The sequence below is a fragment of the Bradyrhizobium sp. ISRA442 genome (assembly GCF_038085055.1).
Classification (GTDB): Bacteria; Pseudomonadota; Alphaproteobacteria; order Rhizobiales; family Xanthobacteraceae; genus Bradyrhizobium.
In genome coordinates, this window is sequence record NZ_JALGCN010000027.1 from 60,513 (window position 1) to 86,737 (window position 26,225).

Genomic DNA, 26,225 nt, shown 5'->3' on the forward strand with positions numbered 1-26,225 from the left:
GCATGGAGTGAGCCATGAAGCAGGCTATTTCGACACCTACCACAAGGCGGACCTTCTCTAAATGGCTGGCGGCGGCCACGGCTGGCGCTGCGATGGCCATTCCCGCCACCGCGCTCGCCTCGCCGGATGACGACCGCGCGCTCCTACAGCTCGAGGAGGAGATTTTCCAGGCCTGGGAGGCGTCCCACGCCCACGACGACGAGATTTACGGGCCCAACGGGCTCAATGAGGTTCGTAACGCCGAATACGGTAGGCTCCTCGAGGCAGAAAAGGCGCAGGGCCGATTTATGAGCTCGAGAGAACATGGGGTAATTCCGGGCCAGAGCCACACTAAGGCTCTGGGAATCAGCTCTCCAAGAATCGATGAGGCCCACCTCGGCCCTGCAAACAGGAGAGCTGCAATGGAGCAATATGTCGGACTGGAAGCTAACAGCGATCTGCATTGTTGATCGAACGGGAAAGATTCAACGTGAAGGCGTGGTTCCTTCCGACCCGGAAGCGATTGCAGCATTCATCAAATCGAATGCGCCGCATGTCACGCGGATCGGACTCGAAACCGGAGCGACGTCGACATGGCTGTGGACCGAGTTGAAGAAGTTGGGGCTGCCCGTCATCTGCATCGACGCCAGGCACGTCAAGGCCGTTTTGAAAATGCAGATCAACAAGAGCGACCGCAACGATGCCGTAGGCATCGCCCGCATCATGCAATGTGGATGGTATAAGGAGGTGTGCGTCAAAGACCTCGACAGTCACGCGGTCAAGGCTCTCCCGGGCTCTGCTCGTCAAGATCAAGCGGGATCTCGAGAACCAAATCCGCGGGCTCTTAAAGAACCTCGGGCTGATTATTGGCCCAGCGAAGATGAACACATTCGCATTGCGTGCTGCGGAGCTCACCGAAGATCGGCCCGAACTCGCCGTTGCGGTAATGCCGCTACTCACTGCCCGGCCATCGAGCAGCAGATTGCGGATCTCGACCGCAAGGTCATGAAGCTCGCGCGCAACAATGCTCAAGTGCGACAGTTCATGACGGCGCCTGGCATCGGCCCTGTCACGGCTCTTTGCTTTCTGGCAACGATCGATGACCCTAGGCGCTTTAGAAGGTCAAGAAGCGTCGGAGAATATGTCGGATTAACGACCCGACGGTACGCTTCCGGCGAGATCGACTGGACGGGTCGAATCTCGAAGTGTGGCGACAAGATGTTGCGCAGCTATCTCTACGAAGCAGCCAACGTACTGCTCACCCGCGTAGCAAAATGGTCGGCGCTCAAAGCCTGGGGCATTCGGCTCGCGAAGCGAAGCGGACTGCGCAAAGCCAAGGTTGCCGTTGCCCGAAAACTCGCCGTCATTCTGCACCGGATGTGGGTTGAAGGTACCGACTTCAAATGGTCATCAAAGGAGACTGCCGACCAAACAGCGTAAGATTACCGAATCCCGTCGACCTGCGCCGGGAGCCAATGTCCCTGCCGGGACGCTGGCGTTGGTGCGATCGCCCCTGGCTTTGCGATGCCTCAAAAAAGCAAGCGCGCTTCACACATTGATCCGCCAGCGTCATCCTACGCCATCATGCGGAGGGCATGCCCCGACCGCGGAGAGAACCATGAACCCGGCAAGGATGTGTTTGGAGAGTCTTGACCGCAGGCCCGGAATTAGAGAACAGCCAGGGTCAGACGCGGAAGTCGTGGCCAATCCGAGCTATGTCCGGTTTACTCCTAGAAGCGGCGGAAAAGCGGACATGCCAATATCGACGCTCTGGGTCAGAAGCAGAAGTGTCTAGTTGGTTTCTTGACGTAGTTGCCTAGACGCCAAACGCGCATGCTCAATGAACACCTGAACCACAGAGCTCAGGGTACGGTGTTTGAGTGTAACGATCGAGACGTTTCGTCCTTTGATCCCAAGATCAATCGGGAGTGCCTTTAGCCCCCATCGCTTGGCATTAAACTGAAACATTGAATTGGGCATGATCGTGATAAAGCCGGCATTGGCAACCAACTGTGTTCGCAAGTGCATCGACAATGACGCTACTCTTTCCTGCGGGACCGGAACGCTTTGCTTCGCGAATGCCGCAGAGATCAAATCGCTAATGATGTTGTTCGGCGGCATGTGAATCCACTGTTCATTCGCCAAATCTCCCAAAGAGACTTTACGGGAGCGCGCCCAGGGGTTCTGAGCACCCACAACGACATAATACCGCTCTTCGTAGAGAGGCTCTGTAGTGAGATCATCGTGAGGGAACGGCTCGGAAATCCGTCCGATGACTAGGTCAACGTTGCGTTCTCGAAGCTCTCTGAATTCAGCCGTTGCGTGCTGCGCGTAGTCTGCATGAATCGTGATCTTCGGATACCGCTGCGTCAGCTTTTCGATAATTGCCGGCAACAACCCAGCCATGAACGATTCCGCGCATCCCACCCTGACATTGCCGCTAGTTGGGTCAGCCAAAAATTCGATGTCGCGGACGCCCTGCTTGAGTTCGTCAAATACGGTGGATGCGCGCTTGAGCAGCGCGTCAGCGTACTGCGTCGGCTCGATTCCGCGCGGGCTACGGTCTAACAGCCGGACACGCAACAAGAGTTCGAGATTGGCAATGGCATCCGAGACTGCCGGCTGGGTCATTGCGAGCTCACGAGCAGCCTTTGCCATGCCGCCGCATTTCACCACGCTCGAAAGGATGTAGAGGTCCCGCACCCGCAGGCGGCGCCCGAGACGGCTCTCCCATTCCATCGTCACGCCAGCCATAGCTGCCACCTATAAGGCTAGAGGCAGAAACCGGGTCCTCCTTATAGCCCACCGATGTACGATCGCAATGACGAATTCACTGGCGCAGTCGTACACCGAGGCCAATCGAACACGGGGTACCACAATGATTGCCCGTCGAGCGTTTCTCAGCCTGTCCGCGGCCGCTTTTATTGAGGCTGTGTCCGGACCTGGATGGTCGCAATCTTATCCAGCTCGCCCGGTTCGTATCATTGTGCCGTACGCGCCGGGAGGTCCGAACGACACTGTCGCCCGCATCATCGCCGCGAAGCTATCCGAACGTTGGGCGCAGGCGTTCTATGTCGAAAACATTCCCGCTGGTGCAGGCAATGTCGGCACTGCCGTGGCGGCACGCGCGCCAGCCGACGGTTACTCGGTCGTTATCGTAACATCGAGCTTCTGGCTCAACCCGAGCTTCTACGCCAGGCTTCAGTACGATCCAGTGAAGGATTTCGCGCCTGTCACCGTCATTGCAGCGGCGCCACATGTCTTGATCGTGCATCCGTCCTTCCCAGCGAACAATCTCAAGGAATTCGTCGCCCTCGTGCGGGCGAATCCAGGCAAATACAGCTATGCCTCGGCAGGTACCGGCCAGTCGTCACACCTCGCTGGCGAACTATTCAAACTTGCTGCCGGTCTTGATCTTGTGCACGTCCCTTTCAATGGCGCATCACCTGCCATGATGTCGGTGGTAGGCGGCCACGTTCCGATTGCCTTCATCTCTTTGCCGGCCGCAGTCACTTTTATCAAGGAAGGCGAGCTGCGCGGACTGGCAATCACCAGCAATGCGAGGTCGAAACTGCTTCCCGAGGTTCCGACGATGGCGGAGGCCGGATATGAGGATCAAGAGTCGATCTTCATGCAAGGCGTCCTGTTCCCCGCGGGCACATCACAGGACATCGTCGCTCGCTGGTATCGCGAAATAGCAGGCATCGTCGCATTGACCGAAGTCCGGGACCGGCTGACTTCATTGGGCCTCGAACCAGTCGTTAATACGCCGGCAAGTTTCGCCGCACAGATCAAATCGGAGGTAGCACGCTGGTCAAAAGTCATTCGCGACGCGCGCATCAAGCCTGTGGACTAATCCAGTTCGATAACCCGTCGATGGGCAATGAGCCTGCAAGGGAGACGCTGACATGCAGCAAGCAGTGAGCGATACCAGCCGAATCTACGAAGTCGAACGCCGATCCTATTACGCAGCGAGACCCGGATTCCGGATTGCCGAAATCCAGATCAGCCCAACACAATGCGTGCCTTGGCACCATCACAACGAAGTACAAGACACGTTCTATGTAATTAGTGGAAAAATCCACGTCACGACACGCGATCCGGACGAGGAGGTATGTCTTAGCGTTGGCCAAACCTACGCTGTACGTCCTGGCCGACCGCACCGGGTCACGAATGCTAGCGACAGCTCCGCTGTGTTTCTAGTGCTGCAGGGGCTCGGCGACTACGACTTTGTCGGACTTTCCTGATCAGCAGGACATAGCAGACCGCGGCACCGAGGTCCGAATCGGGTCAAAAGTGACGGTCGAGGATCACGAGATGGATGTCCGGTTTACCCCCTGACACCGGACCTGCGCCGCCTACTTGACGCTCTAGGAGTCCGGGTCGCGGAGCGGCACTGGTCGAGGTGTTTGGGTCAATCCCGCCGCCGGAGCCGAACAACCACCAGTCTCTAAGCGGAACGCAAACCTGCCTGCGCCGGAAACTCGATCGCCGACAGAGCTTCTCGACGAAACGAATGTGGGCCAAGAGGTGTGCGTGGGGGCAGTCGCAAGCTGTTCTATCTCGAGTGTTCGGCCGCCGCAGTTAGCACAGGATAGCGGGCATAGAGCGTGTCGACGCGGTCCCGCCACATCGCCACGAACGCACCCGAGGTGAGGCGATCGACCGACTTCCATTCGCGTTTGACGGCCGGCAGCGTGTTGCCCCAGATGGCGCGCTTGCACCATCGCTCGCCTTTTTCAGAGCCCTCCTGGGTTGCGCACATCGACTTCCAGGCAATCCGCTGCGGATGGCTGATGTGTTGTGCGGCTCCTTCCCAACCCTGCTGGTGGATCAGGTAGAGATCGGAAAAGGTCGGCTTCTTCTGCGTCATTATTTCGAATAGCGCGGCCTCGCTGAGGAACTTGTAGGCGGCACCCATGGCGTTGTCACGAGGATTGAGGATGTCGCCCGATCCGTATTTGTTGAACTCAAACTTGCTCAGCTGGAACAGACCAATATAGGAGCCGGTGCGTTGCTTGAGATTGAAATCGGATTCGATTTTGGCGACCGCCTTCATGAAATTGACATCGACACCGAACGCTTCGGCCGCGCGTTCGATCTCCTGGACTGGCGTTCCGAGCGGAACGCCGCTCAACGCCGACAAGGCGATCTTCGCGGGTTTCTCCGGCGGCGGAATTTCCGAGTAGACGTAGTACTTCAGATACGACGGTTTGCCTTCGCCCGGATTGGGCGAGGCCGCGGGCGGATGGTCCTGCTGTGGCATTGTCGAGTTCTCGGGCGGCGCCGCCTCGAGGCTGGCGACCTGCAACATTGGCCCTTGCGAACTGGCTACATCAGACGGCAGCACCGAGTCCGGCGCCGCGGCGCTGAATCCCGCCGCAACGATCGCATTAGCCGATAATCCTGTATCGAATTTCGTCTCGATGGCCGGGGCCGGAAACGCGGCGCCGGCATTTGTCAGGACCATCGTCACATTCAGCGGGATGCCGCTGAATGCATCAGCCACTCTTGCATTCGGCGTTGCGATGCTTTGGCGCGGTACCGCGATCTGACCAATCGCGGCAAGCGAAGTCGCTGTCAGCGCGCCGGCAATACAGCTTGCTTGCCAAATCTTCAATGTCGCCAGCCGCGCGGCCGCGGTCCCCCATTCATGCCCCGACTTGGCACGCAGATTAAGGAGGCGAGGGGGATGGCAATGGGGCGCACCTGTGGCGCAGGTGCGGCCAGTCTCGGCCGCGTCGCCAAGATTGCCTAAATTGGAAGTTGCGGTCGTGATGCGCCTCCTACCGAGGAACGGGACGGGCGCCATGTCGCGCAACTATCGCTAAACAAGGCATCTTCGTGCGTTAGCGCATCGAGACCGGCGCCCGCGCGCACGCCGCTCCCAAGCATCTCGAGGCCGCGACGTCGCAAGACCTCCGAGGACGGTTCGCTGGGATGGACAATCGCAATCCGCTTTATGACCGCTAGCGTCGGTCTCAGTGGAGCCGGTCCAGCCAAGCTCAGGTCTGCCGTGACCGTTGTCTCCGCTCGGGCCGGAGCGTTGCAGCCTACCACAGCGCTTGCTGCATTCTTGCACAACAGTAGACTGATGCGCGAATGTCTCAGTTGGGTCATGCGCGTCGATTTGGCTGTGCCGGGGCCCTGCAGACATGAAGACGAGCGCCAGGTTCGGTCGAAAAGCCAAAAGCCGGCTCCACAATTCGGTGACGAATTGGAGTGCTTGCTTAAATGTTCTGCTTGACAAGGCGGCCTTAGACGGCTTGCCCAGCGAGGGCCCCGTCGGTCGGTTATCGCGGGAACCTCCTCGATTTCGACCCGTATGGTGTTCCAATCAGCACGACGAAAGTTGAGTTAAATATGCGCTCGGGGGCTCCCATGATGGAGCGCCCTGCTAGCGTTGGTAATCAGCTCCTAGCTGCATTGCCGTCGGAAGACCTCGCATTACTCGCGCCGCATCTCCAGAAAGTATCCCTTGAACAGGATGTCGTGGTAGCGCGATCGGGAGATCGACGCGACCGTGTTTACTTTCCCCATAGCGGCGCCATCTCCTTCATGCTCGGCCTGCCGAACGGGGAAACGATTGCAACCGCCGTGATCGGGCGCGAGGGAGCCCTCGGTGCGCTCTCGGTGCTGGGTGGAGACCCCTCCCTGTCGTCCGTGACCGCGGTCGTGCGGGTGGGCGGCACCGCATCGCAAATCTCCGTAGAGCGTTTTCAAGCAGCCTACATGGGGAGCAGCGCCATCAGACATGTGGTCCAGACGCACACGAGGTCGATACTCATGCAGTTCCAGCACGTCGGAGCCTGCAATGGGCTGCACTCCGTCGAGGCCCGCATGGCCCGGTGGCTGCTTCACCTGCATGATCGGGCGGAACGCAACATTCTATCATTAACTCAGGAGACGCTTTCGCAGTTACTCGGGGTGCGACGAACGACCGTGACACTGGAGGTTGCCAAACTCCGCGCCTCGGGCGCTATCAGAGCAGATCGGCGGGGCTTGATCGAAATCGATAGGGGGCGTCTCGAGCAAGCGTCCTGTGAATGTTACGACATCATGCGCCGTCAAACCGATCAGATCATCCCGGGTAAGGCCGCGAGGCAGATGCAGGCCAGCTAACGCGCCGACCAAGATGTAACCCGAACGTCCCGCCCGAAATCGTTCGGCCGCGCGCGCCACTTTGGCAGACGATGGCAGGATCGAATTCGGCTCTGGGTCAAAATCGGTCCCACTTTGCTCGAATTGGACGCAAGTACGTCTTCAACGTCTGGAAGCGGACGTAAGATCGGCAGGGCTCCGGGCCAAAATGACCAGCCTCACGAGCTGAGGAGGTCAACATGACCGATATCCCGAGCACCACCCCTGCCGCCTCGAAACATACTCCTTGGAACAAGGGGAAGATCGTCGGCGCAAAGCCGCCGCTCCGTCTGAAGCACGTCTGGTCTATACGAACTAAGCTCCAGGTCGAAGGCCGGATCCGCGATCTGGCGTTGTTCAACATTGCCATCGACAGCAAGCTGCGCGGTTGCGACGTCGTAGCATTGAAAGTCGTTGACGTCGCGCCGAGCGGCTACGCCGTCGATAGAGCGACCGTTCGACAAAAGAAGACCGGCCGACCGGTCAAATTTGAACTAACGGAATCGACGCGCCAGGCGATCGATGACTACCTGCGGGTGACAGGCAGGAACTCAGGCGAATACCTGTTCACTGGCCTGCGACGGACTGGACACATGACGACCCGTCAGGACGCCCGCCTTCTATCTCACTGGATCGCGGACGTTGGACTAGACCCGCATCTGTTCGGGACGCATTCCCTTCGCCGGACCAACGCGACCTTGATCTACCACCGAACCGGCAACCTGCGAGCCGTGCAGCTCCTTCTGGGCCACACCAAAATCGAGAGTGCGGTCCGATATCTGGGCATCGAGGTCGACGACGCCCTCGCGATAGCGGAACAAGTTGACGTCTGACTCCGGGGGCAGAGCAGACGCACTCTGCGCTGCCCTCACAGACGGCTTCGGGCCAATGCGACATCGGATGAGGCAACCTGTGGGTTGCGAGGAGCCGGGGTCGTGGTCGAAATCCCAACTTTCTGCACCTACCATGCCGAAAGGTGCTAAGCTGGTGTTGCCCACGCTACCGCCCGGTGGTCTAGCGTGTCTCTGCTCTGCCGTTCGGGTGGGGGAGAATGGCCGTGCAGCAAATGCACCAGCAGCGCCGCCTCGCAGCCATCCTCGTAGGGGACGTGGTTGGCTATAGCCGACTGATGGGTCAAGACGAGCGCGGAACCCTTCGCCGGCTTAAGGTCATTCGGCGTGAGATCGTTGACCCCAACATCGCCGAGCATCATGGCCGCGTCGTCAAGACGACTGGCGACGGCATTCTCATCGAGTACCCCAGCGTTGTGGAGGCTGTAGCCTGCGCGGTGGCTATCCAGCGAACGATGGCCGGGCGCAACGCTGAGGTACCGGTGGACCAACGACTAGAGTTCCGGGTCGGTGTGCACGAGGGCGATGTCGTCGTCGACGATCAGGATATCTTCGGTGACGGGGTTAACGTGGCAGCGCGGCTTGAAGTCTTAAGCGAGCCTGGGGGAGTCTGTATCTCCAGTCGAGTTTACGAGGATCTGGCCGGCAGACTTGAGCTTCCGTTCGAGGACTGTGGCGAGCAGCGGCTGAAAAATATCGTGCGACCTGTTCGTATTCATAAACTGGGCCCTGAAGCTATTGCTGAGCTCACGACAATACAGAGCCTTCATGACGAGCCACATCCAACGGGCTTCCGATGGCTTGGAAAGGCTCCCCCAGTGTGGCCGCGAATGAGCTCAGCGCGCTTGGCTGCCATTTTGATTGCGGCGCTTTCGGTCACAGGCGTGGTCGTTTGGCAAGGTGTCAGTCGACACCGCGCCCCCAACCAAGTGAGCGTCAGCATCGCGGGCGCACCTTCAATCCAGCCCAGGGGGCCCACGCTTGCTGTTCTTCCGTTCGACAATTTATCCGGCGACCCTAATCAGGAATATTTCTCGGATGGCATCAGCGATGAGCTCATCACTGTCCTAAGCCGCTTCGATCAACTGCGGGTGTTGGCTCGCAACACAACCTTCGCCTACAAGAAGAAAGCCATGGAAATGCAAGAGCTGGGCCGGCAGCTTGAGGCCCAGTATGTGATCGAGGGCAGCTTCAGGCGCGTCCCCGATCAGATTAGCGTCACTGCGCAGCTCATAGATGCGCGCTCGGGGACCCACGTTTGGGCGCAGACTTTTGAGCGGCCGACGACGTCGACAAGCCTTCTCAGCATACAAAATGATATCGCCCATCATATAGGCGCTGCAGTCGGCGACATCCGGACTGGTGCAGTCGCAAAAGCAGAGCTAGAGCGGTCGCGTGCAAAGTCGGCTTCCGAGCTTTCGTCCTATGAGTGCGTTCTTCAGGGTTATCAGGCCAGTGCGGCACAGAGCGCCGCAGAGCCAATGCGACGGGCCCGTGCGTGTCTGGAGACCACTGTAAAGCGCGACCCCAATTATGCCGAGGCGTGGGCGATCTTTACGCGCGTTCTGCAGATTCAATATAGTTGGGGTACCGGGCTCGACGACAATGAGAAGGGTAGCGATCTCGTTCCCCGCATCCTTGAGGCGGGCAATCGCGCCGTAGAATTTGCACCCGAAGATGAAGCAGCGCATTTCGCACTCTTCAATGCCTATTTCGTAACCTGTCAGGCGGGGAGAATGCGGATTGAAGCTGACCGCGTTTTGGCCATCAACCCGAATGACGCCAACGCCCTCGGCTCAATGGGCAACCTTCTGGCTTATGCCGGAGACTGGGATTACGGGCGAAAGCTTGCAGAAAAGGGCCTGGCACTTGCAGGGACGGCGGCACCATCCTGGTGGTGGTGGGTGGTCGCAAAGGACCACTATCGGAAGGGTGAGTATGCCAAGGCTCTTGAGGTCTTCCAACGGTCCTACTCTGAGCAGAACTGGTTGGACCGTCTGCACCTCGTCTACACGCTCCCTCATCTCGGAAGAATTGACGAAGCTAAGGCCCAAATCCCGCCGTTGCTGAAACTCAGGCCCAACATCAGCGTGCGAGAAGCTGATCGCCTCTACGCTCTATGGTGCTTCGATGCCGACTTCCGGGGCAGGATGGTAAAGGCGCTTAGGCTTGCTGGCTTGCGGGAGGAGGCTGATGAAGATGGCCCGCGACGGGGCGACCTCACGGCAATCGGGTCGCAACGCTGAATAGCTGATGGCTTCGTTCGGCCAAAGCGCTTCGCGCCCAGCCGGCCGCTCGCTGACAGAACCGGATCGTTCCCCTACGTTGTTTGTCTTCGCGCGGCTTGCTGCCCCGTTACTCCAATCGAATTTTCTGGATCGCGCTAAAGCGCACCTGGTGCCGGGATCAGAGGATGGGGAGCAACACGGTGCGACGACCGCTAGACTGTATGTCCCCCCACAAAATGAGGCGACTCACCCTCGATGTTGCGACGAGGGTTGCCCGGATGGATCGGGCAGAGCCTCAAACAAGGAGGGCGAGTCGTGGGTCATCATACCGAGGTCTTTGTCGGAATCGATACGTCAAAATCGCGCAATGCTATAGCCATTGCCGATGGCGGCCGTGGCGGCGAGGTACGATATCTCGGGGAGTTTCCTGCCACGGAGGCAGCGATCCGAAAGCTGGTGGCAAAGCTTGCAGCGAGACGCTGTCATTTGACGTTTTGCTACGAAGCAGGGCCGACAGGATATGGTCTCTACAGACTGCTCAAGAGCCTCGGCCATGACTGCCTGGTGGTGGCCCCCTCGCTCGTTCCGAAGAAGGCCGGCGATCGAGTGAAGACGAACCGGCGCGATGCGGTAAGCCTCGCCAAGCTGTTGCGCGCAGACGAGCTCACGGCGGTGTGGGTGCCGGACGAGCGCCACGAGGCTATGCGCGATCTCTCGCGCGCCCGTCAGGCAGTGAAGAAGGACCTCCAGGGCAAGCGTCAACAGATCTCGTCATTGATGCTGCGGCTGGGACGCATCTATCCGGGTAAGACAACCTGGGGACCAGCCCACATGAGATGGCTGATGTCGCAGAAGCTCGAGCATCGCGAGCAGCGGATCGCATTCGAAGAGTTACTTGAGGGGATACGCCAGGAAAGTGAGCGGATGGAGCGTTTGGAAGATGCCATCCGCGAGGTAGTATCCGAGTGGTCGCTCGCCAAGGTTGTGTCGGCCCTGCAGGCGGTGCGTGGGATTGATCTCATTGCCGCTGTGGGGGTGCTGGCCGAGATCGGTGATCTCTCCCGCTTTCAAAATCCGCGCGAGCTGATGGGCTATCTGGGTCTGGTGCCCACAGAAAACTCGACTGGCGACCAGGTCAAGCGAGGCGGCATCACCAAAGCCGGTAATGGGCGGGCGCGACGTATTCTTGTGGAGGCGGCCTGGAGCTATCGATATCCGCCGCGCGTGAGCCGAGACAAGCAGCCAAAGGTGGAGGCCGCACCGAGAGTCGCGCGCGAGATTGCGTGGAAAGCGCAAACCAGATTGTGCGGACGCTTCCGCTCACTCGAGCAGGGAGAAGCGGCGGACCGTAATCGTCACGGCGATTGCCCGCGAGCTATCCGCCTTCATTTGGGCGATCAATCGCGAGCTCATCCCACCTCGAAGGCGTGGGGGCTGTGGACCGCTCGAGTCGTGAGGTGCGCTCGACCGGCCCACAGCCCCCCTTGTGCAATCAAGATCAGGGGGCAGTCGCAGACATTAATCGTGCAGAAGTGAAGGCGGGACCACGGCAGGGGAAATCCTGAAATCCATTCTGTGGCCGATCATCCGATCGACGCCCGACGCTAGACCAGGGACAGCCCCAGACGAAAAAACGGAAATGCGGTATCCAACCCGCGCATCAGAGCCTGTTCACCGACGTCTTTGAGTCCCGCCTTCTCCTCTGCACGATCCATCGGCACAAGAACTTCACGATGAGTCCTCGTGGAGATGAGAAACCGTGCGCTGTGTGCTTGACTGGGGACATCAGAATGGAATGGTCCGGCCGTGCTCCGGCCCCGCCAGTGCGAGAAGCTGGCAAGGGGCGCTCAGGTCAAGGAGCACGCCATGTCTCAGAACCTCAACACAGCGGTCGCCGTGATCGGCATCGATATCGGCAAGAATTCGTTCCACCTCGTGGGTCATGATCACCGCGGTGCCATCGTGCTGCGGCAGAAGTGGTCACGCAGTCAGGTGGAAACACGGCTTGCCAACTTGCCGCCGTGCGTGATCGGTATGGAGGCTTGCGTCGGCGCGCATCACCTCAGTCGCAAGCTCCAAATGCTTGGCCACGATGCGCGCTTGATGCCGGCGAAATACGTGCGCCCCTACTCGAAGGGACAGAAGAATGACTTCCGAGATGCGGAAGCCGTCGCTGAGGCTGTCCAACGCCCAACCATGTAATTCGTCGCGACCAAGACAGCCGATCAGCTCGACCTTCAGGCGCTGCACCGTGTCCGCGATCGATTGGTCGGTCAGCGTACCGGCGTCATCAATCAGATCCGTGCGTTCCTGCTGGAGCGGGGTATCGCCGTCCGGCAAGGCCTGCATTCCCTGCGGTCCGAGTTGCCGGGTATCCTCGCGACGCGCACCGATGTGCTCTCGCCTCGCATGTTACGCATCATCGAGGATCTGGCGGGCGACTGGCGCCGGCTGGGTGCGCGTATCGAGGGGCTGTCTAGCGAGATCGAAACGCTGGCTCGTCAAGATAGGGCCTGCGAGCGACTGATGACGGTGCCCGGCATTGGCCCGCTTATCTCAAGTGCAATGGCGGCCGCGATCGGCACTGGAGACGTGTTCTCGAAAGGCCGCGACTTCGGCGCCTGGCTTGGACTGGTGCCGAAGCAGATATCGACCGGCGACCGCACGATCCTCGGTATGATATCACGGCGCGGCAATCGCTACCTACGCGCGCTGTTCGTCCAAGCCGCATGGGTCGTGCTGGTCAGGGTCAAGTGCTGGGAGCGCTACGGCCTCAACTCTTGGATCGAAGCTGCCAAGAAGCGATTGCATCACAACGTGCTGGCGATTGCGCTTGCCAACAAGCTCGCCCGGATCGCTTGGGCGGTTCTCAACAAGGGACGCGCCTTCGAGTGCGTCAAGACTGAGGAGACGGCGTCCTGACCTGGCCGATCCTCGCGCCGTACTCGGGGCCGTCAAGGCGCAGCCTGGCCGCATAGAGCAAGACGTCAGGACAGCACGACGGCCGGCCTTGACGGCCCCTTGCGCGCGGCGCGTCTGCGCGCGCAGGCCGGGACGAAGGAACGAGCGCCGGGCAGGAACAAAGGAACAGCGCGAAGTGAAGAGCTATCGGGATGACGTAACCAACATCCCTTACCCGCCGAGGTCTGCGAGAGGATGAGACGACGATGGAAGATCGGTCTTCCCGGCGCATGCGAACACTGGTGACCCGAATGGCCCGTTCGAGGCCTGTCCGCTAATCAGCTCGAATGCGCGCTGATATCCATGATGGCCCGGAGCACAGCACGCTCCAATCAGAGGCCGGATACATTGATGCAATGCATCTGACAGGTTGCAACGTGCGGCCGGACCATACATCGGGTCCAAAGGCGAAGAACTCAATCTGAGCAAATCTCGGCCGCTGTACCCCGCTGAGCGCACCTCAGCGTGCCGCCACTTCGCCGATGGGCCATAAGCTGACCTTCCATGCTGGCCGCAGCCATAAGCGCCGTCATCACGCGAGCTCGTCGAGTAAGGTCTTGGCCTCCTTCAATTCCAACGTGTCGAAGCCCTCGGTGAACCAGCCGTAGACCGGGGCGAGGAGTTCGCGTGCTTTGCTGTGTTTGCCCTGGTCGCGCCAGAGCCGGGCGAGGCTGGAGGCGGCACGTAGCTCCAGCAGGCGCGCATTTTGGCCGCGTGCGATTTCGAGCGCGTGGCGGTAACTCCCTTCCGCCTCGGCAGCGTTCCGATCCGCTTGCGCCAGCAGCACGTTGCCGTAACACCAATGCACTTGGGCATCGAAAACGCGCTCCTCCGATCGATCGATGCACGCGAGAGCCTCCGTAACGGCCGCGAGCGCGGCGTTAGCCTGGCCCACTCTCAAACATGCCTCGGCCAGCACCACGAGATGCATGGGCATGAGCAGTGCCGCTTCGGCTGCTCGCCATCTGGCAATTCCGTCGCGCAGTTGTTCCAGCCCAGCTTCGACGTCGCCGCCCTCCACCTTCGACCAACCGGCATAAATGCCGCCGCCCGCGAGCCAAAACGCGAAACCTTGTTTCGCGCATTCGGCGGTCAGGGCCTCTGCGCGTTGGCGCAGCAGCCGTTCGTCGCGACGGAAGAAATGGCAATAGCACGCGTGCAGCAACGCAAATGCTGTACTCGGGCGATGCGACAGCGTTTCGGCATACGCGATCGCCTCGTCAATTCTCCTGAGTGCCTGATCGAGATAACCCATCTGCGTTAGCGTGAGCGAAGCCAGATAACCTTTGCACGCGACGAGCGGATCGTAAGCATATCTAAACGCGAGATCGCGGTGGGTGACAGGGTCATAGTGCCCGATCGCTTGTTCTAGATGCTCGCGCGCCGCGTCAAGCTTGCCGAGATGGATCAGACTGATGCCTACAGAACGGTGGCCGATCACCAGCGCGGCGGCATCGTGCGTGCGTCGCGCGGCGCCGAGCGCCCTCTGGGCCACCTCGTGGCTCGCTCCTAATTCGGCTCGAACGAGGTGAAACACGTATTGGCCATACAGCGCCGGGAGAAGCTGAGACGTATCCCCGAGCCGCTCGCAAAGCTCAAGAGCACGCGCGAAAGCCGATCCGGTCTCGGGCGCCGCCCAACCTCTGGTCGCGATCAGGGTACCGCCCAACGCGACTTGAAGATCGAGTTTCAACCGAGACCACTCCGGCGTCTCCGGCAGGATGCCGAGAAGCGACAAAGCGCGCGTCAATTGGGTCCGCGCCTCGACCATCGCCGAGCGCCGGATGGCCAATTGGGCGGCCTTGCCCCAGTACACCGCCGCCTCGTCGATTGCTCCCGCTTCGGCGCAGTGACGAGCGAGCAGTTCCGGCCACGCCTCGACCCTCTCCGGGAACTGCTCCACCAATGCTCTGGCAACGCGGGCATGGAGGTCCTGTCGCGGTTTTCGCAAAAGGGTGGCGTACGCCGTATCCTGCACCAGCGCGTGCTTGAAGAGATAGGTGGCCTGCGGCGGCGTCCCTCGCCGGACCACCAGCCCGGCATCGGCGAGTTGATCAAGCGCCGCACGCAGGTCTGCGTCGCTACAATTGGCCACTGCTGCGAGTAGTTCGTAGGAGAAATCCCGACCAATCGTGGCGCCGATCTGGGCGATCTCCTTGGCCCAGGTGCCGATCCGATCGAGCCGCGCCATCAGCGAGGCGTGCAGCGTCGCGGGGATAGCAAGCGCTGGGTGTGGCACTCTGGCTACGAAGCTCGCGCTATCGTCGTTCGCGCCGCTTTCGAGCGCCAACTTTGTCAGCTCCTCGACGAATAACGGGACGCCGTCGGTGCGTTCCACGATCTCTGCCACGATTTCATCCGGCAAGTCCTTGCTGCCCGCGATCCGCCGCACCAGAGCGACGCCCTCTGCTCGATCCAGCCGATTGAGCGTCAGTGTCGCGACGTACACTTGGCCAACCCACGGCGGCGCATATTCGAGGCGAAACGTGATAACTAGAAGAATAGCCAAGCCGCGAACCCGGTCGACGACGTGATCGAACAGCTCCCGGGAGCTCGGATCGCTCCAGTGCGCGTCCTCCAAGATCATCAGCACGGGATGCTGGCGGACCAAGCCCTCAAGTTGCCGGAGCAGCGCATCAAACGTCTTCTCTTTCTTTTCTTGCGGCGCAAGCGAGAGAGGCGGGAAGCGGCCTTCGGTCGGTAGTAACAGGAGTTCGGCCAGCAACGCCCCGTCTTCTGGCGGAGGCGCGGCAGGCGCAAGTAGCGCCGCCAACTTCTCAAGCTTCGCCTCGGGCGTGTCCTCACGCTCGAAGCCAGCAGCCCGTTCGAGCTGCGCGATGATGGGCTGCAAGGCGCTGTCCTGATGGTGCGCTGAGCAGAAATAACGCAACCGTGTGTGCGGCTCGACAGCAAGGCGTTCGATGACTGCTGCAGTGAGTCGTGACTTGCCAATGCCCGGTTCGCCGGAAAGCAACACCACTTGGCCCTGGCCGGTCTTTGCTTTCGACCAGCGCCGTAGCAGGAGTTCAAGTTCTTCTTGGCGCCCGATGAGTTCAGTCAGTGCATCTGCGTGTAGGGCCTCGAAGCGGCCCTCGACTGAAGAAGGTCGTAGCGCGACCCAAGCTCTGATGCTGCCCTGGATGCCTTTGACTTCCTGAGGTCCGAGGTCCTCTAGTTCAAACAAATTGCCGAGGAGCCTTCGCGTGCCCTCGGCAAGGATCACCGCGTTCGGCTCAGCCATGGCTTGTAGGCGCGCGGCAAGATTGGGGGTTTCTCCAATGATACCGCGCTCCTGTGCGTCCCCCGATCCGATCGCCAACAACCACCAGCCCGGTTGCGATACCGACGCGGGCTTGCAGCGGAACGGAAAATTTGAACGCGCGCACCGCAGCAATCGCTTCCAGTCCCGCGCGCACGGCCCGTTCGGCGTCGTCCTCGTGCGCCTGCGGATAACCAAAATAAATCAGTACGCCGTCGCCCATGTATTTCGCGACGAAGCCACCGAAGCGGCGCACAGCATCTGCGACGCACATCCGATAGGCCGAAATGACCTCCCGCAGGTCCTCGGGGTCCATACGTGCGGAGAGCGACGTCGAACCGACAAGGTCCGAGAACATCACGGTGACCTGGCGGCGCTCAGCGGTGTCCTTGGCGGCCTTGGGACTTTCCGGAGGAGCATCGGAAAGCGGCGCAAGTGCGCCCGCTTCGGCGCGCAAAGCCGTGATGGCGTCGAGCAGCTTACGGCGATGCCCAACAGACCCGACACCAAGCTCCTTCAAATCCTCCGTCGTCAATTTCGGAAGGATGATATGGTCGATGTTATTCTTGCGGAATGCCGCCTCATACTCTTCGAGGCCAAGCCCCTGCAGCCAACCTCCGACGTCCATGGGGGTGCCCCCGGGTTCGCCTCGCGCTGCATGATCCTCCAGCCGGAGGCGGCCTGTCTAGGGTAATGCGTCTCGAATGACCGCTGTGGGGCCAAAATCGGAAGAAGCCCGGTCGAACCCGGTTTGTCCGCCCCGCCTATCAAAGCAGACCTGCCAAAGACCCTACTCCTCTCAAGGTTGGGGTTCTTGGACGTTCTCGCTTGCCTCAGAGGACCTTCCGCGTTTGCGAGATTAGCCGGGGGAGCGAACGGGGAGCAGCTGTCTGCTCGGCGATTGATTTGGCTGCATGAGTATTGTCGATGCCGTCGTGCTGCAGCTCAGTATGCTCCTCACTGGTCCCGAGGTTGAACGAATAGTATTCTCCCCGATTTGCTCGCTGCCGCCTTTTTCCACGGCCAAGACCCTGAGCGGACGTGATGCAGACGATCGTTCTTGCGGCGCCGATGTGTCTCAGGGAACGATTCGCTCCGCGCGGAACTCGCGCATGAGCCGCACGAACATCTCTTCGCTATCGACCACATCGTGGAAGCCGAAGCGCCGGGATTTAGTAACGTCCGACATCACGTCCCAGTCGCAATTGAAGACGTAATCGGCAAAGGGCCAGGCCACGAGCTCATCATAGGCGTTGGTCTTCAGCAAATATTTCTCTGTCACGATGCGCCAGAGTGGTGCGTTGTCTATCATGTGTGCGGCAAGGCTTATCGTCTGCACCTCGCCGGCTGGCATATCGAAAGCGGCCGCGAGCTTCGGCCACAGATTCTTCCAACGGAAATAGTCACCGTTGGTGATGTTGAAAGCTTCGAGCCCGCAGCGAGGCGTGCTCGCCGCCCAGAGCGCCGCGTTGGCGAAGTGCGCGGATTCAGTGACCTGGTAGATCGATGTATAGGCGCCAGGCTTTCCCGGGAAACGCAGCGGCAACCCAAGCTCCTTGCTGATCGCGGCGTAGACCGCGATCGCCGGCGCCAGACTCATCGGCGTGCCCGGCGCAAAGCCGCATAAGGTCTGCGGCCGCAGCTCCACCCAGTCCCAGCGCTTGCCGCGTTGGAAGGCGGCGAGCCAGTCGATCTGCTCGAAATAATAGTTGGGACCCATGTGGCGCGGGTCACTCTCTCGTGCCGGTGTTTTGAATGGCCCGAGGTGCGAGCCATAATATTTTGTGCCGGTGACCAACACCACGCGGCGCAGCGCGGACGATGCGCTGTCGATCGCGGTCACGGCGTTAACCAGCATGTCGCGGTTTGGAGCGATGTTCGATGCATAGCCCGCGGCGGCGCCCGCCGCAGGCTGAAACGCCGCGTAGAAGACGTGCGTGGCTTCCGTCAGGTCGGCGAGCTTCGCCGCCACGTCCTCACGGTCTAGTAGATCGACACTGATGTGGCGGTAGCGGGGCACGGCGCCGGCCGTACGGCGCGACAGGCCGATGACGGACCAGTCGTCTTGCCTGAGCAGCCGCTCGACGATGTAGCGTCCGATCACTCCGAGCGCTCCGACGACTACGGCCTCTTTGTGCTCACCCATGTGTGCGCGATTCCTTTCCATTACGATGGTAGCGGTGTCCTAGGCTCTTGTCGCCTGCATTGGGGCGCTGCCTGAATATCCCGGACAACCTCCTCGGCGCTCGCCGACGAGGTGAGTGAGCGGGCTGATGTTCGAGTCTGGCCCGACGAAGACCTGCTACCGAGTCAGCTCGTTTGTCAGCTGCTCGGGGTAGACCGGACTGATTGTGCTCATCGCGAGCTACTCTGAACCTTCCCGTCACTTCATAGGTTCTAGAGCTTCAAGCCGTCGCCATACCGGCAAACAGGTTCTTCTTGATGATCGCGTGGATGCCCCAATTGCCATCGACCACTTGCGTGACGCCGAAGTCGACTCCGATGGACATGAGCGAAATCGCCTCGTCCTCGGTCAGTCCGTTGCTGGTCATCAGGAAGCTACGCATTTTGCGAAACGCATCCCTTAGCGCGAGGTCGATCGAGGATTTCTTGTAGATGTCCTGCTGCGCCGTAGGGCCGAGCTCCGCGAGATAATTGGGGAAGCTGAATCCGTGCAGAACCCATTCGTCCTGCGTCTCAAGCAGCGGGTAATTCAGCCCGGCGAGCGAACCGCTCAGTGAATTCTGCTTGTGCAGAATAAGCTGGAAGGTCCCGTTCAGCGACATTTCGATGGCGGTGCCGCACAATTCAGAATCGCCTTGCGCGGCGTGCGAGTCGCCGACCGAGAACAAGCCGCCTGGCACTGCGACCGGATAGTACAGGGTCGCGCCCTTGCCGATACGCCAATTATCGATGTTGCCGCCGAAATAGCTCGGCGGAATAGAATCGACGATGTCGGCTTCTTTTGGCGCCACGCCCATGACTCCGAAATGCGGTCGGATCGGGATGCGGACGTTTTTGAGGATGTTGTGGTTCTCTTGCACGATCGAATGGTCGACCGGCACGCCGGGATAGTCGATGATCTTGTGCACGACACCATACGGATCGGCCTGAGGCACCCAGCGGAAGTTATAGACCGCGTGTGCCCAGTTTTGCTGCCCGCTGGTGTCGATCTCGTAGATCGTGCACACCTCGCGCGGCTTCGGTTCAGTGAGCAGATCATTGTAATGAAAGCCCCACCAAGCCGCCGCGTTGCTGCCGAATGACTTGCCCGGGTACGCCGGATTGGCGCAAGGCCGGGGCTTTACATCCATGATGCGGACTTCGATGATATCGCCCGGCTCGGCGCCGCGAACAAAAACTGGACCGGTCAAGATATGCACGCCGAAGCCTTCGCCTGCGCCGCGCCCGAGCTGCTTGCCGTCGATCGGACCGGCACCACGGCGATTGACGCCCTTCTTATCCTTGGTCCAAAGATAAATGCTCTCAATACCCGGATCGCCTTTGACCATACGTTCGACGTCGTCGCCGGCGTGGTGGGTCACGGCCTCGATGGTGATGTAATCGCCCGAATCCACTTCGAGCTGAGGCTTTAATAGCTTGCTGAAATAGCCCCAGTGCACCGTGTCCGAGTTGGCCGGCAAGTAGTGGTAGGTCGGCTGGCCGGGCTTAGTCTGCGCCGATGCCGGAGTGGCCAGCGTGCCGCTAGCAGCCCACGCGGCCGCACCACCGCCCGCGACGAATGCGCTCTTGAGGAATGCGCGCCGCTCATCGTCGAGGTCCTCAAGCAGTTTCTGTCGATGCAGCTCAAATTGCGGGCACGTTTGATCATCGCCTGCGCACATGATGGTGACTCCTCTCGAATTAGCCGGGCAGGAGGTGGCTTGGTCACCCGCAAGAATTGCGCCCGCGCCAAACTAGCCTCGCTTGGCCCACCCGCGGAATTCAACGCTCAACCTTGCTTCACCGCAAGCGATGTGATCCGACAGCCACACTGTCCTAACGCCACATCACTCGTCTTACCACTCAAATGAAGTGCCTCTTCGCGCGGACCCCGAGGCGATCTGGGACTACGCCGAAGCGCACTGCCAGGTCGGCAATGTGCCGCTTGCGATCGGATCTTCGATTGGGCGCACGAGATCGCGGCAAGCCTGCTCCTGGGCCCTAAGGCAAAGAGGATCGAAACGCCTCACAGGTCCGGTGTCCCGGATAGACCGGACTTGAGCCGCCCGGTCCTCGATCGCAGCTTGTGATCCAGCTCCTCCTCCTTTTGGTAAGGCGCAGTCGAGCGTAACTTGAGCGGCCGACTTTCCTATCGAAGGAGACGACCATGTGGCAGCCGGACGGTTGGGGGCAAACACGCATTGGCGTTCTCACGCCTCATGCAGACGTAGTTCCAGAAACGGAATTTAACGCGCTCGCTCCTGACGGGATTTCGATCCACGCCGCGCGCGTCCCTTTTGGTGCCGGGCGGAACGATGGATCCGACCATTGCGGATAACTCGGTACCGGCCTTTGCGGACCCGCCTGCGGTGGATGACGCCGCGGAGATGCTCGCAATGGCCCCATTGCATGCAATTGTTTTTGGCTTCACCAGCAGCAGCTATGTCCGGGGCGCCGCCGATGACGCGGTGCTCAAATCCCGTCTAGAAGCCCGCACGCGAGGTATCCCGGTCATCATCCCGTGCGCGGCGGCGATCACCGCACTAGCTGCACTCGCTGTGACGCGGGTTGCACTAATCAGTCCGCCATGGTTCTCGGCTGAAATGGATCAGCAGGGCGTCCGCTATTTCCAGAGCCAGGGGTTCGAAATCGTTTACAGCGGACCTGCAGGTTTGCCATCAGACCAGCAATCTATTCAGCCAGAGGAGCTCTACAATTGGGTGCGCTCACCACTACCCCCGAATGCCGAAAGCGTTTTCATTGGTGGTAACGGCTTCCGTGCCATTGGCGTGATCAAGGCGCTAGAGGATATTCTAGATCGACCTGTTCTGACTGCGAACCAAGTCGCGTTTTGGTGTGCTCTGCGCCGATCCGGCACGCGAGCGCCAGTTACTAGCTACGGCCGGATCTTCGAGTTTGGCCTACCACCCTCATAGGGACAGTTCTTCGGGCTCGTTCCGATACTGATGCTGTGGACGGCTCCTCCACCGGCACGAGAGTGCCAAGGAATGGGCGCCGTTTTGATTATGGCCAGCGGTCATGCGTACCGCGTAAACAGGCCGAACACATGGCTGCTCCGACCAATGCTGCAAAGTGAAGATTCTTCTTGCCAACCCGGAGCCGTCCACACATGGCCCTATGTTGAAATGGCATGAGGGACGAGCAGCGTCCGTTTAAAAACCGGACGTCGCGCTCTGAGGATCAAACCAACGCATTATAGAATGGTCATTGAACGATCAGTGCCGAGAGCTCAACCTATGCAGGGTTGAGCTCTGGGGCGTAAGGCGCCATGACTGCTGGCAATTAGCGACAAAGTGCATGCCGAGGGGAGCTGTCGGGGAGCAAAGCTGTCGTCCTGATATCGGCCGCTAAGCTGCTATCGACTCGGCTGCGGTCGACTTCGCTCAAGCAGATTCAGGGGACGCCGTCTCCTCTCTTTCCTCCGATGCTGTAGAGCGGATCGAGAAAGAATTCGCGGTTGCCGAGATCGATCGCGACGATGATTGCTTGGACGTGCTGGTAGCACCAGCGCTCTCGCGGAGCCAAATGGCGAACCTCCGCAAGCGTTTTGATCCAGGGTGGGTTGTCGTCACTCGGGTCGTACCATCTCAGCTCTTGCATCGTCACCACCGTCGCCCGCCCAAGACCTTTCCCTTCGTCGTGCAGGCTGATTTTTCTTCAGTTCATCTCGCCGGGCACAAAGGTGATCGATCTTGGCAAGCATCCTCTCAAGCAGCGCTTCGGCTGACGCAGTGGCGATGCCCGCTCTTTGCAGCTGAAGGATCTCCTTCCTTTGGCGGGCTACCTGACCCCGCATGCGTTCCATCTCAGACCTGACGAATTCGATGTCGGGCATGTTTTGGTTCAGCGATTCAAAGGGAGAAGGCATGAGAACAGAAAGAGAACAAGGAGTCAAAGCCCGCGTGCGGGTCAGTTGCCGCCGGCCTAGTGTCGGAACCATGCTCGCCGGGATCGTCTTGAATCCAAGCCCGGCCAAACTCGGAGTTCTGCGTAAATGGCCCCGCGCGCCAATTGGAAAGGCTTCCTGCGTCTATCGCTCGTCACCTGTCCGGTCGCGCTCTATCCAGCCACCTCCGAGAGCGAGAAGATTTCGTTCAACCAGCTCAACCGGTAGACACCGCATCAGATATTTCAAAGTCGACGCCGACACCGGCGCCGAAGTCGCCAATGAGGACATCGTCAAGGGCTACGCGCTCGACAAGGACACGTTCATCGAGGTGACGAAGGAGGTGCTGGAGAACGTCGCGCTCGAATCCACGCGCACCATCGAGATCGACGAGTTCGTGGACCGCAGCGAGATTGACCCCCGCTATCTAATCCGCCCCTTTATCTGTGGCCCGACGGCAAGCTCGGCCATGAAGCCTTTGCCGTGATCCGGGAGACCGTTGGCGAGATGGACAAAGTCGCGATCGGCCGCGTGGTGCTGACGAACGCGAGCACATCATCGCGCTCGAACCTCTCGACAGGGGGCTCGTCGGCACGCTCCCGCGCTACCTCCATGAAGTCCGCTCCGAGGAGGAGTATTTCGACGAGATCCAGGACGTCAAAGTCACGAAGGACATGCTCGATCTCGCCAAGCACATCGTGAACCAAAAGTCCGGGAGCTTCTATCGGCAACGTCGTCGACCTGATGGAGGCGCTGCGCCGAAGCGTCGGCAAGAAAGCCGCGCCGGCGAAGGCCGCCAAGCCCGCCAAGAAGCCGCGGAAGGCCGCGAGCGGGCAGAAGGAAATGCTGATGCCGATCGAGGGCAATAAGGCCGCCAAGGAGACGGCACCGAAGAAGCCGGCGGCCGGGCCGCAACGAAAGTCAGCCTAACTGGCAGCCTCGTCTACTCGGAGACAGCTACTTGAAAGAATGGTTTCACCCATGACTGAACGTGTTCTGTACGAAAGCAGCAACGGCGACTCCTGGTCTCTGGCCCGCGACCCGGCCTCCAATATGCCGGTCGTGAAGCATCAGCCGAATCTTAGCTCCGGTGGACAGGTATCCTACACGCCTATAGGTAAATTCCTCCGGGATGGAGCCAATGGTCCAGAACAGCACGCGCTCCTGAGGCTTATCGGGACGTTGCTCGACGCTGATGGCTGACTGGCGAAGACCAGTCTCATATCGACGAACGATCAGGTTGACTGTTGTGTCTTCAACAAACGAGACCCTTGCGCCCATTTGGCGCCCAGATACATGGAACCAATGGGCTCGTCAGGCGTCGAATTCCTGCCTGCGGCACTACACCCCAAAAGTCTAAGCCGGGGAAAACCTACCCACTAAGTTGGCGGTCCTGATGCGCACTGCTTAAGCGCTGGGACCGTTCGCGCTTGAAGGAGGGAGCAGATGATCAATCATTTACCCCAGCCGAAGATTTCCACCGCTGCTCAACGCGAAGCTCAAAAAGCGTTCAAGACCGCAGACGCCAGGGTAGCGCTGTCGGAGCATGAGCGCGCCAAACAGGCAAGCTAGATCAGGATGAAATTGAGATTTTGACTCGTTTGTTCAAACACGCGCTGCGCTCGCTGAGCTTGGTTGATCGCCGCGACGACCTGCTGCCGAAATGGTCGCAAGAAGCGTAATCGAGATCGCTGCGACTGGCGTTCGCGATCCGGTGTACATTGCCAAGATCGCCATCAAACAGCTTGGAATTTCTCCTCAGTAAGGCTGCCTCGGTTGGCGGATGCCGCTGAGTCGCCGTGGCCCATCAAAAGGATCCTGCAAGAGTGCCAGCAACTTTTTAGCTGATAATCTCCTTGATCTTGATGCCGCGCAAGGCCTCGATGCAGTCAGCTACCAAATGCAAGAACTCTTGCCGCTTTATGCTTTTCACCTGACGACCTTCCATATTGATGAGAATGAATCTCGCCATCTCGTAGGCGACTTCGAACTGCGATTTTCCGGTAACCTCGAGATCGATTCTTTCAGCCATTTCGTTCCCCGGTTGTTGTGATTGGAAAGCAGCAGTCTTTGGGGAAACCTATGGGAAAGCGGGTGGCCAAGTCGAGTCTGTCCGGAGTAACCCTCTGACCGGTAAAACTCACCAGTGACGATTTACGGAAGCAAGACCGGAAATCGTTCGAGTCTAATATCCTCAAAGGGCGCTGTGCCGCATACCCGCATTGATTTTCGCGCTCTAGGGGAACCACCAAAAGCCTCGCCGCCTCTCGAAACATTTCTAACCTGGCTGAATTTAGCGGGGGGGGGCTTCGCAAGAGCGCGAGGCAGGCCATGTCCAATTGCCAAGATGCGTCATATGATTGTTAACTTCACAGGCGGGACGAAGATGACTGAACCTAAGTTGGAAGTTCCCGCCGAGCTGCGCGAGCTCGCATTCGTTCGAGACAATGACGTCGAGCAAGCGCTTCGCATCCTCAAGAGAAAAATGCAGCGGGAGGGCGTGTTCAGGGAGATGCGCCGCAGGCGCTTCTATGAGAAGCCCTCGGACAGGACGTCGAGAGAGAAAACGGAAGCCATCCGCCGGCTACGCAAGCTCGCGCGCAAGCAGGCCATTCGAGACGGACTGATCGCCGCTCCGGTGAGGAAGCTGCCGCCAGGGGCAAGAACGGGACGGGACCGCGTGCCAATGCCGCTAGATCGCGGCAAGGCTAGCGGATGCGAATGTGCGCTCAACAGCGACGTGCCGTAGGTCGCGAGGGTGACGGCGCTGATGCTCTCGATCATTGTGGCCATGCTCCGTTACGGTGCGCCACCGGGATCGTTATAAGCCGGATCCAGTCCCCTCGAGTTGAGAGAACCGGACGGTCAGAATCTCTTTCATCGTCATTCTACCGTTGGCGAGCTTCTCAGCCAGAATGAGCTGTTGCACATTGGGCAGGCCGGCCGGTATCACCATTTTCCCACCCGCTTTCAATTGGTGGATCAGCGGAGGCGGAATGAGATCGGGAGCAGCCGTCACGATCACCTTGTCAAAGGGGGCGTGCTCTGACCAACCGTGATAGCCATTGGCAATCTTGAGTTCGACATTGCTACAGCCCTGCTGTCGGAGCCGTCGCCTCGCCTCTTGGCCAAGCTCTTCGATGATTTCGACGGAGTATACCTTGCGGGCCAGCTGCGCCAGGATGGCGGCCTGATAGCCAAGACCGGTCCCGATTTCGAGAACGCTATCATCGGCCTTGATGTCGAGCAGATCGGTCATTAGGGCGACGATAAATGGCTGCGAGATCGTCTTTTCGAAACCGATTGGAAGCGGAATATTGGCATACGCGTAGGGCTGAAGTTCGACTGGCACGAACTCGTGCCGCGACACTTTGCGTATGGCCGTCATGACACGTTCGTCAAGGGCACTCTTGCCAATTGTGTCACGCAGCGCATAGGCGTTGGCGGCGATGACCGCGAGCATTTCTTCACGCAAGGCCTCAAGGTCTTCTGCTCGCATTGGCAACTTTCACGACGCATGGCGTTACGCCCGCGCACGCCTAGCCAGGCTACTGCACCAACTGGCCACCCGTCACGACCTCCCGCAGGCAATGCGGAGAGGTTCCTCAAGCGGAACTATGCCGCCCATGACACGCTGAAGACGTCGCAGGTCCATTGAGGACAGCGGGAGGCCTTCAAACGGGCGGGAAAGATTGTACAATCTCGACAGCTGTCCTTAAAGCGGGACATGCCGAAAT

20 protein-coding genes and 3 pseudogenes are annotated in these 26,225 nt (G+C 59.7%); 13 read left to right on the forward strand and 10 right to left on the reverse strand.

From position 1 onward, the window contains the following. Positions 1 to 14 precede the first annotated feature (14 nt). Complete coding sequence (locus MTR72_RS34975) at positions 15 to 449, forward strand: hypothetical protein (RefSeq protein ID WP_280966451.1); 435 nt, start codon at positions 15 to 17, stop codon at positions 447 to 449. Beyond that, the gene (locus MTR72_RS34980) at positions 412 to 1,419 is read left to right on the forward strand and encodes an IS110 family transposase (RefSeq protein ID WP_341511989.1); all 1,008 of its coding nucleotides are present in this window, start codon (positions 412 to 414) and stop codon (positions 1,417 to 1,419) included. The genes MTR72_RS34975 and MTR72_RS34980 overlap by 38 nt, the downstream gene beginning before the upstream one ends. A gap of 351 nt (positions 1,420 to 1,770) precedes the next feature. Here MTR72_RS34980 and MTR72_RS34985 read toward each other — a convergent pair whose 3' ends face one another. Further along, positions 1,771 to 2,733 (reverse strand): LysR family transcriptional regulator, encoded by a 963-nt coding sequence (locus MTR72_RS34985; RefSeq protein ID WP_280966449.1) that lies wholly within the window; start codon positions 2,731 to 2,733, stop codon positions 1,771 to 1,773. A gap of 124 nt (positions 2,734 to 2,857) precedes the next feature. Between MTR72_RS34985 and MTR72_RS34990 the strand changes: the two genes are divergently transcribed. Continuing rightward, complete coding sequence (locus MTR72_RS34990) at positions 2,858 to 3,835, forward strand: Bug family tripartite tricarboxylate transporter substrate binding protein (RefSeq protein WP_280966448.1); 978 nt, start codon at positions 2,858 to 2,860, stop codon at positions 3,833 to 3,835. A gap of 52 nt (positions 3,836 to 3,887) precedes the next feature. Further along, complete coding sequence (locus MTR72_RS34995; protein ID WP_280966447.1) at positions 3,888 to 4,226, forward strand: cupin domain-containing protein; 339 nt, start codon at positions 3,888 to 3,890, stop codon at positions 4,224 to 4,226. A gap of 311 nt (positions 4,227 to 4,537) precedes the next feature. On the opposite strand, the gene MTR72_RS35000 is transcribed toward MTR72_RS34995, so the two are convergent. Next, positions 4,538 to 5,791 (reverse strand): transglycosylase SLT domain-containing protein, encoded by a 1,254-nt coding sequence (locus MTR72_RS35000; RefSeq protein WP_280971113.1) that lies wholly within the window; start codon positions 5,789 to 5,791, stop codon positions 4,538 to 4,540. Positions 5,792 to 6,363: 572 nt separating this feature from the next. Here MTR72_RS35000 and MTR72_RS35005 point away from each other — a divergent pair. From MTR72_RS35005 to MTR72_RS35020, 4 genes and pseudogenes are all read left to right on the forward strand, one after another. Continuing rightward, positions 6,364 to 7,101, forward strand: coding sequence for a Crp/Fnr family transcriptional regulator (locus MTR72_RS35005; protein ID WP_280971112.1), 738 nt, complete (start codon positions 6,364 to 6,366; stop codon positions 7,099 to 7,101). A gap of 218 nt (positions 7,102 to 7,319) precedes the next feature. Further along, on the forward strand, positions 7,320 to 7,952 hold the full coding sequence (locus MTR72_RS35010) for a tyrosine-type recombinase/integrase (protein WP_341511990.1): 633 nt from the start codon (positions 7,320 to 7,322) through the stop codon (positions 7,950 to 7,952). 218 nt (positions 7,953 to 8,170) lie between these two features. Next, on the forward strand, positions 8,171 to 10,216 hold the full coding sequence (locus MTR72_RS35015; RefSeq protein ID WP_280966445.1) for an adenylate/guanylate cyclase domain-containing protein: 2,046 nt from the start codon (positions 8,171 to 8,173) through the stop codon (positions 10,214 to 10,216). Positions 10,217 to 10,513: 297 nt separating this feature from the next. Then, positions 10,514 to 11,654: pseudogene (locus tag MTR72_RS35020) on the forward strand (IS110 family transposase). 329 nt (positions 11,655 to 11,983) lie between these two features. Here MTR72_RS35020 and MTR72_RS35025 read toward each other — a convergent pair. Then, on the reverse strand, positions 11,984 to 12,142 hold the full coding sequence (locus tag MTR72_RS35025; protein WP_280971188.1) for a hypothetical protein: 159 nt from the start codon (positions 12,140 to 12,142) through the stop codon (positions 11,984 to 11,986). Here MTR72_RS35025 and MTR72_RS35030 point away from each other — a divergent pair. Further along, positions 12,134 to 13,120 (forward strand): annotated as a pseudogene (locus tag MTR72_RS35030) (IS110 family transposase). The gene MTR72_RS35025 and the pseudogene MTR72_RS35030 overlap by 9 nt on opposite strands. 571 nt (positions 13,121 to 13,691) lie before the next feature. On the opposite strand, the gene MTR72_RS35035 reads toward MTR72_RS35030, so the two are convergent. The 4 genes from MTR72_RS35035 to MTR72_RS35050 form a co-directional block, all read right to left on the reverse strand. Further along, on the reverse strand, positions 13,692 to 16,400 hold the full coding sequence (locus tag MTR72_RS35035) for an ATP-binding protein (protein ID WP_341511991.1): 2,709 nt from the start codon (positions 16,398 to 16,400) through the stop codon (positions 13,692 to 13,694). Continuing rightward, on the reverse strand, positions 16,393 to 17,046 hold the full coding sequence (locus MTR72_RS35040; protein WP_280966443.1) for an adenylate/guanylate cyclase domain-containing protein: 654 nt from the start codon (positions 17,044 to 17,046) through the stop codon (positions 16,393 to 16,395). Before MTR72_RS35040 ends, MTR72_RS35035 begins: the two co-directional genes overlap by 8 nt. Before the next feature lie 450 nt (positions 17,047 to 17,496). After that, the gene (locus MTR72_RS35045) at positions 17,497 to 18,564 is read right to left on the reverse strand and encodes an SDR family oxidoreductase (protein WP_280971402.1); all 1,068 of its coding nucleotides are present in this window, start codon (positions 18,562 to 18,564) and stop codon (positions 17,497 to 17,499) included. 259 nt (positions 18,565 to 18,823) lie between these two features. Then, positions 18,824 to 20,263 carry an acetamidase/formamidase family protein gene (locus tag MTR72_RS35050; RefSeq protein ID WP_280966441.1) on the reverse strand — a complete coding sequence of 480 codons (1,440 nt, stop codon included), beginning with the start codon at positions 20,261 to 20,263 and terminating at the stop codon, positions 18,824 to 18,826. 633 nt (positions 20,264 to 20,896) lie between these two features. Between MTR72_RS35050 and MTR72_RS35055 the strand changes: the two genes are divergently transcribed. Further along, complete coding sequence (locus MTR72_RS35055) at positions 20,897 to 21,517, forward strand: maleate cis-trans isomerase family protein (RefSeq protein ID WP_280966440.1); 621 nt, start codon at positions 20,897 to 20,899, stop codon at positions 21,515 to 21,517. 478 nt (positions 21,518 to 21,995) lie between these two features. Here the strand turns inward: MTR72_RS35055 and MTR72_RS35060 are convergent, their stop codons facing one another. Continuing rightward, on the reverse strand, positions 21,996 to 22,202 hold the full coding sequence (locus MTR72_RS35060) for a hypothetical protein (protein WP_280971111.1): 207 nt from the start codon (positions 22,200 to 22,202) through the stop codon (positions 21,996 to 21,998). Between the two features lie 394 nt (positions 22,203 to 22,596). On the opposite strand from MTR72_RS35060, the pseudogene ku reads away from it, so the two are divergent. Together ku and MTR72_RS35070 are read left to right on the forward strand one after the other, a co-directional pair. Next, positions 22,597 to 23,418: pseudogene (gene ku, locus MTR72_RS35065) on the forward strand (non-homologous end joining protein Ku). 516 nt (positions 23,419 to 23,934) lie between these two features. Beyond that, on the forward strand, positions 23,935 to 24,060 hold the full coding sequence (locus tag MTR72_RS35070) for a hypothetical protein (protein WP_280966439.1): 126 nt from the start codon (positions 23,935 to 23,937) through the stop codon (positions 24,058 to 24,060). A 268-nt stretch (positions 24,061 to 24,328) separates the two neighbouring features. Here the strand turns inward: MTR72_RS35070 and MTR72_RS35075 are convergent, their stop codons facing one another. Beyond that, positions 24,329 to 24,520 (reverse strand): hypothetical protein, encoded by a 192-nt coding sequence (locus MTR72_RS35075; protein ID WP_280966438.1) that lies wholly within the window; start codon positions 24,518 to 24,520, stop codon positions 24,329 to 24,331. 354 nt (positions 24,521 to 24,874) lie between these two features. Between MTR72_RS35075 and rpsU the strand changes: the two genes are divergently transcribed. After that, on the forward strand, positions 24,875 to 25,237 hold the full coding sequence (gene rpsU, locus MTR72_RS35080; protein ID WP_280971110.1) for a 30S ribosomal protein S21: 363 nt from the start codon (positions 24,875 to 24,877) through the stop codon (positions 25,235 to 25,237). A 72-nt stretch (positions 25,238 to 25,309) separates the two neighbouring features. Here rpsU and MTR72_RS35085 read toward each other — a convergent pair whose 3' ends face one another. Beyond that, complete coding sequence (locus tag MTR72_RS35085; RefSeq protein WP_280966437.1) at positions 25,310 to 25,987, reverse strand: protein-L-isoaspartate(D-aspartate) O-methyltransferase; 678 nt, start codon at positions 25,985 to 25,987, stop codon at positions 25,310 to 25,312. Positions 25,988 to 26,225 lie beyond the last annotated feature (238 nt).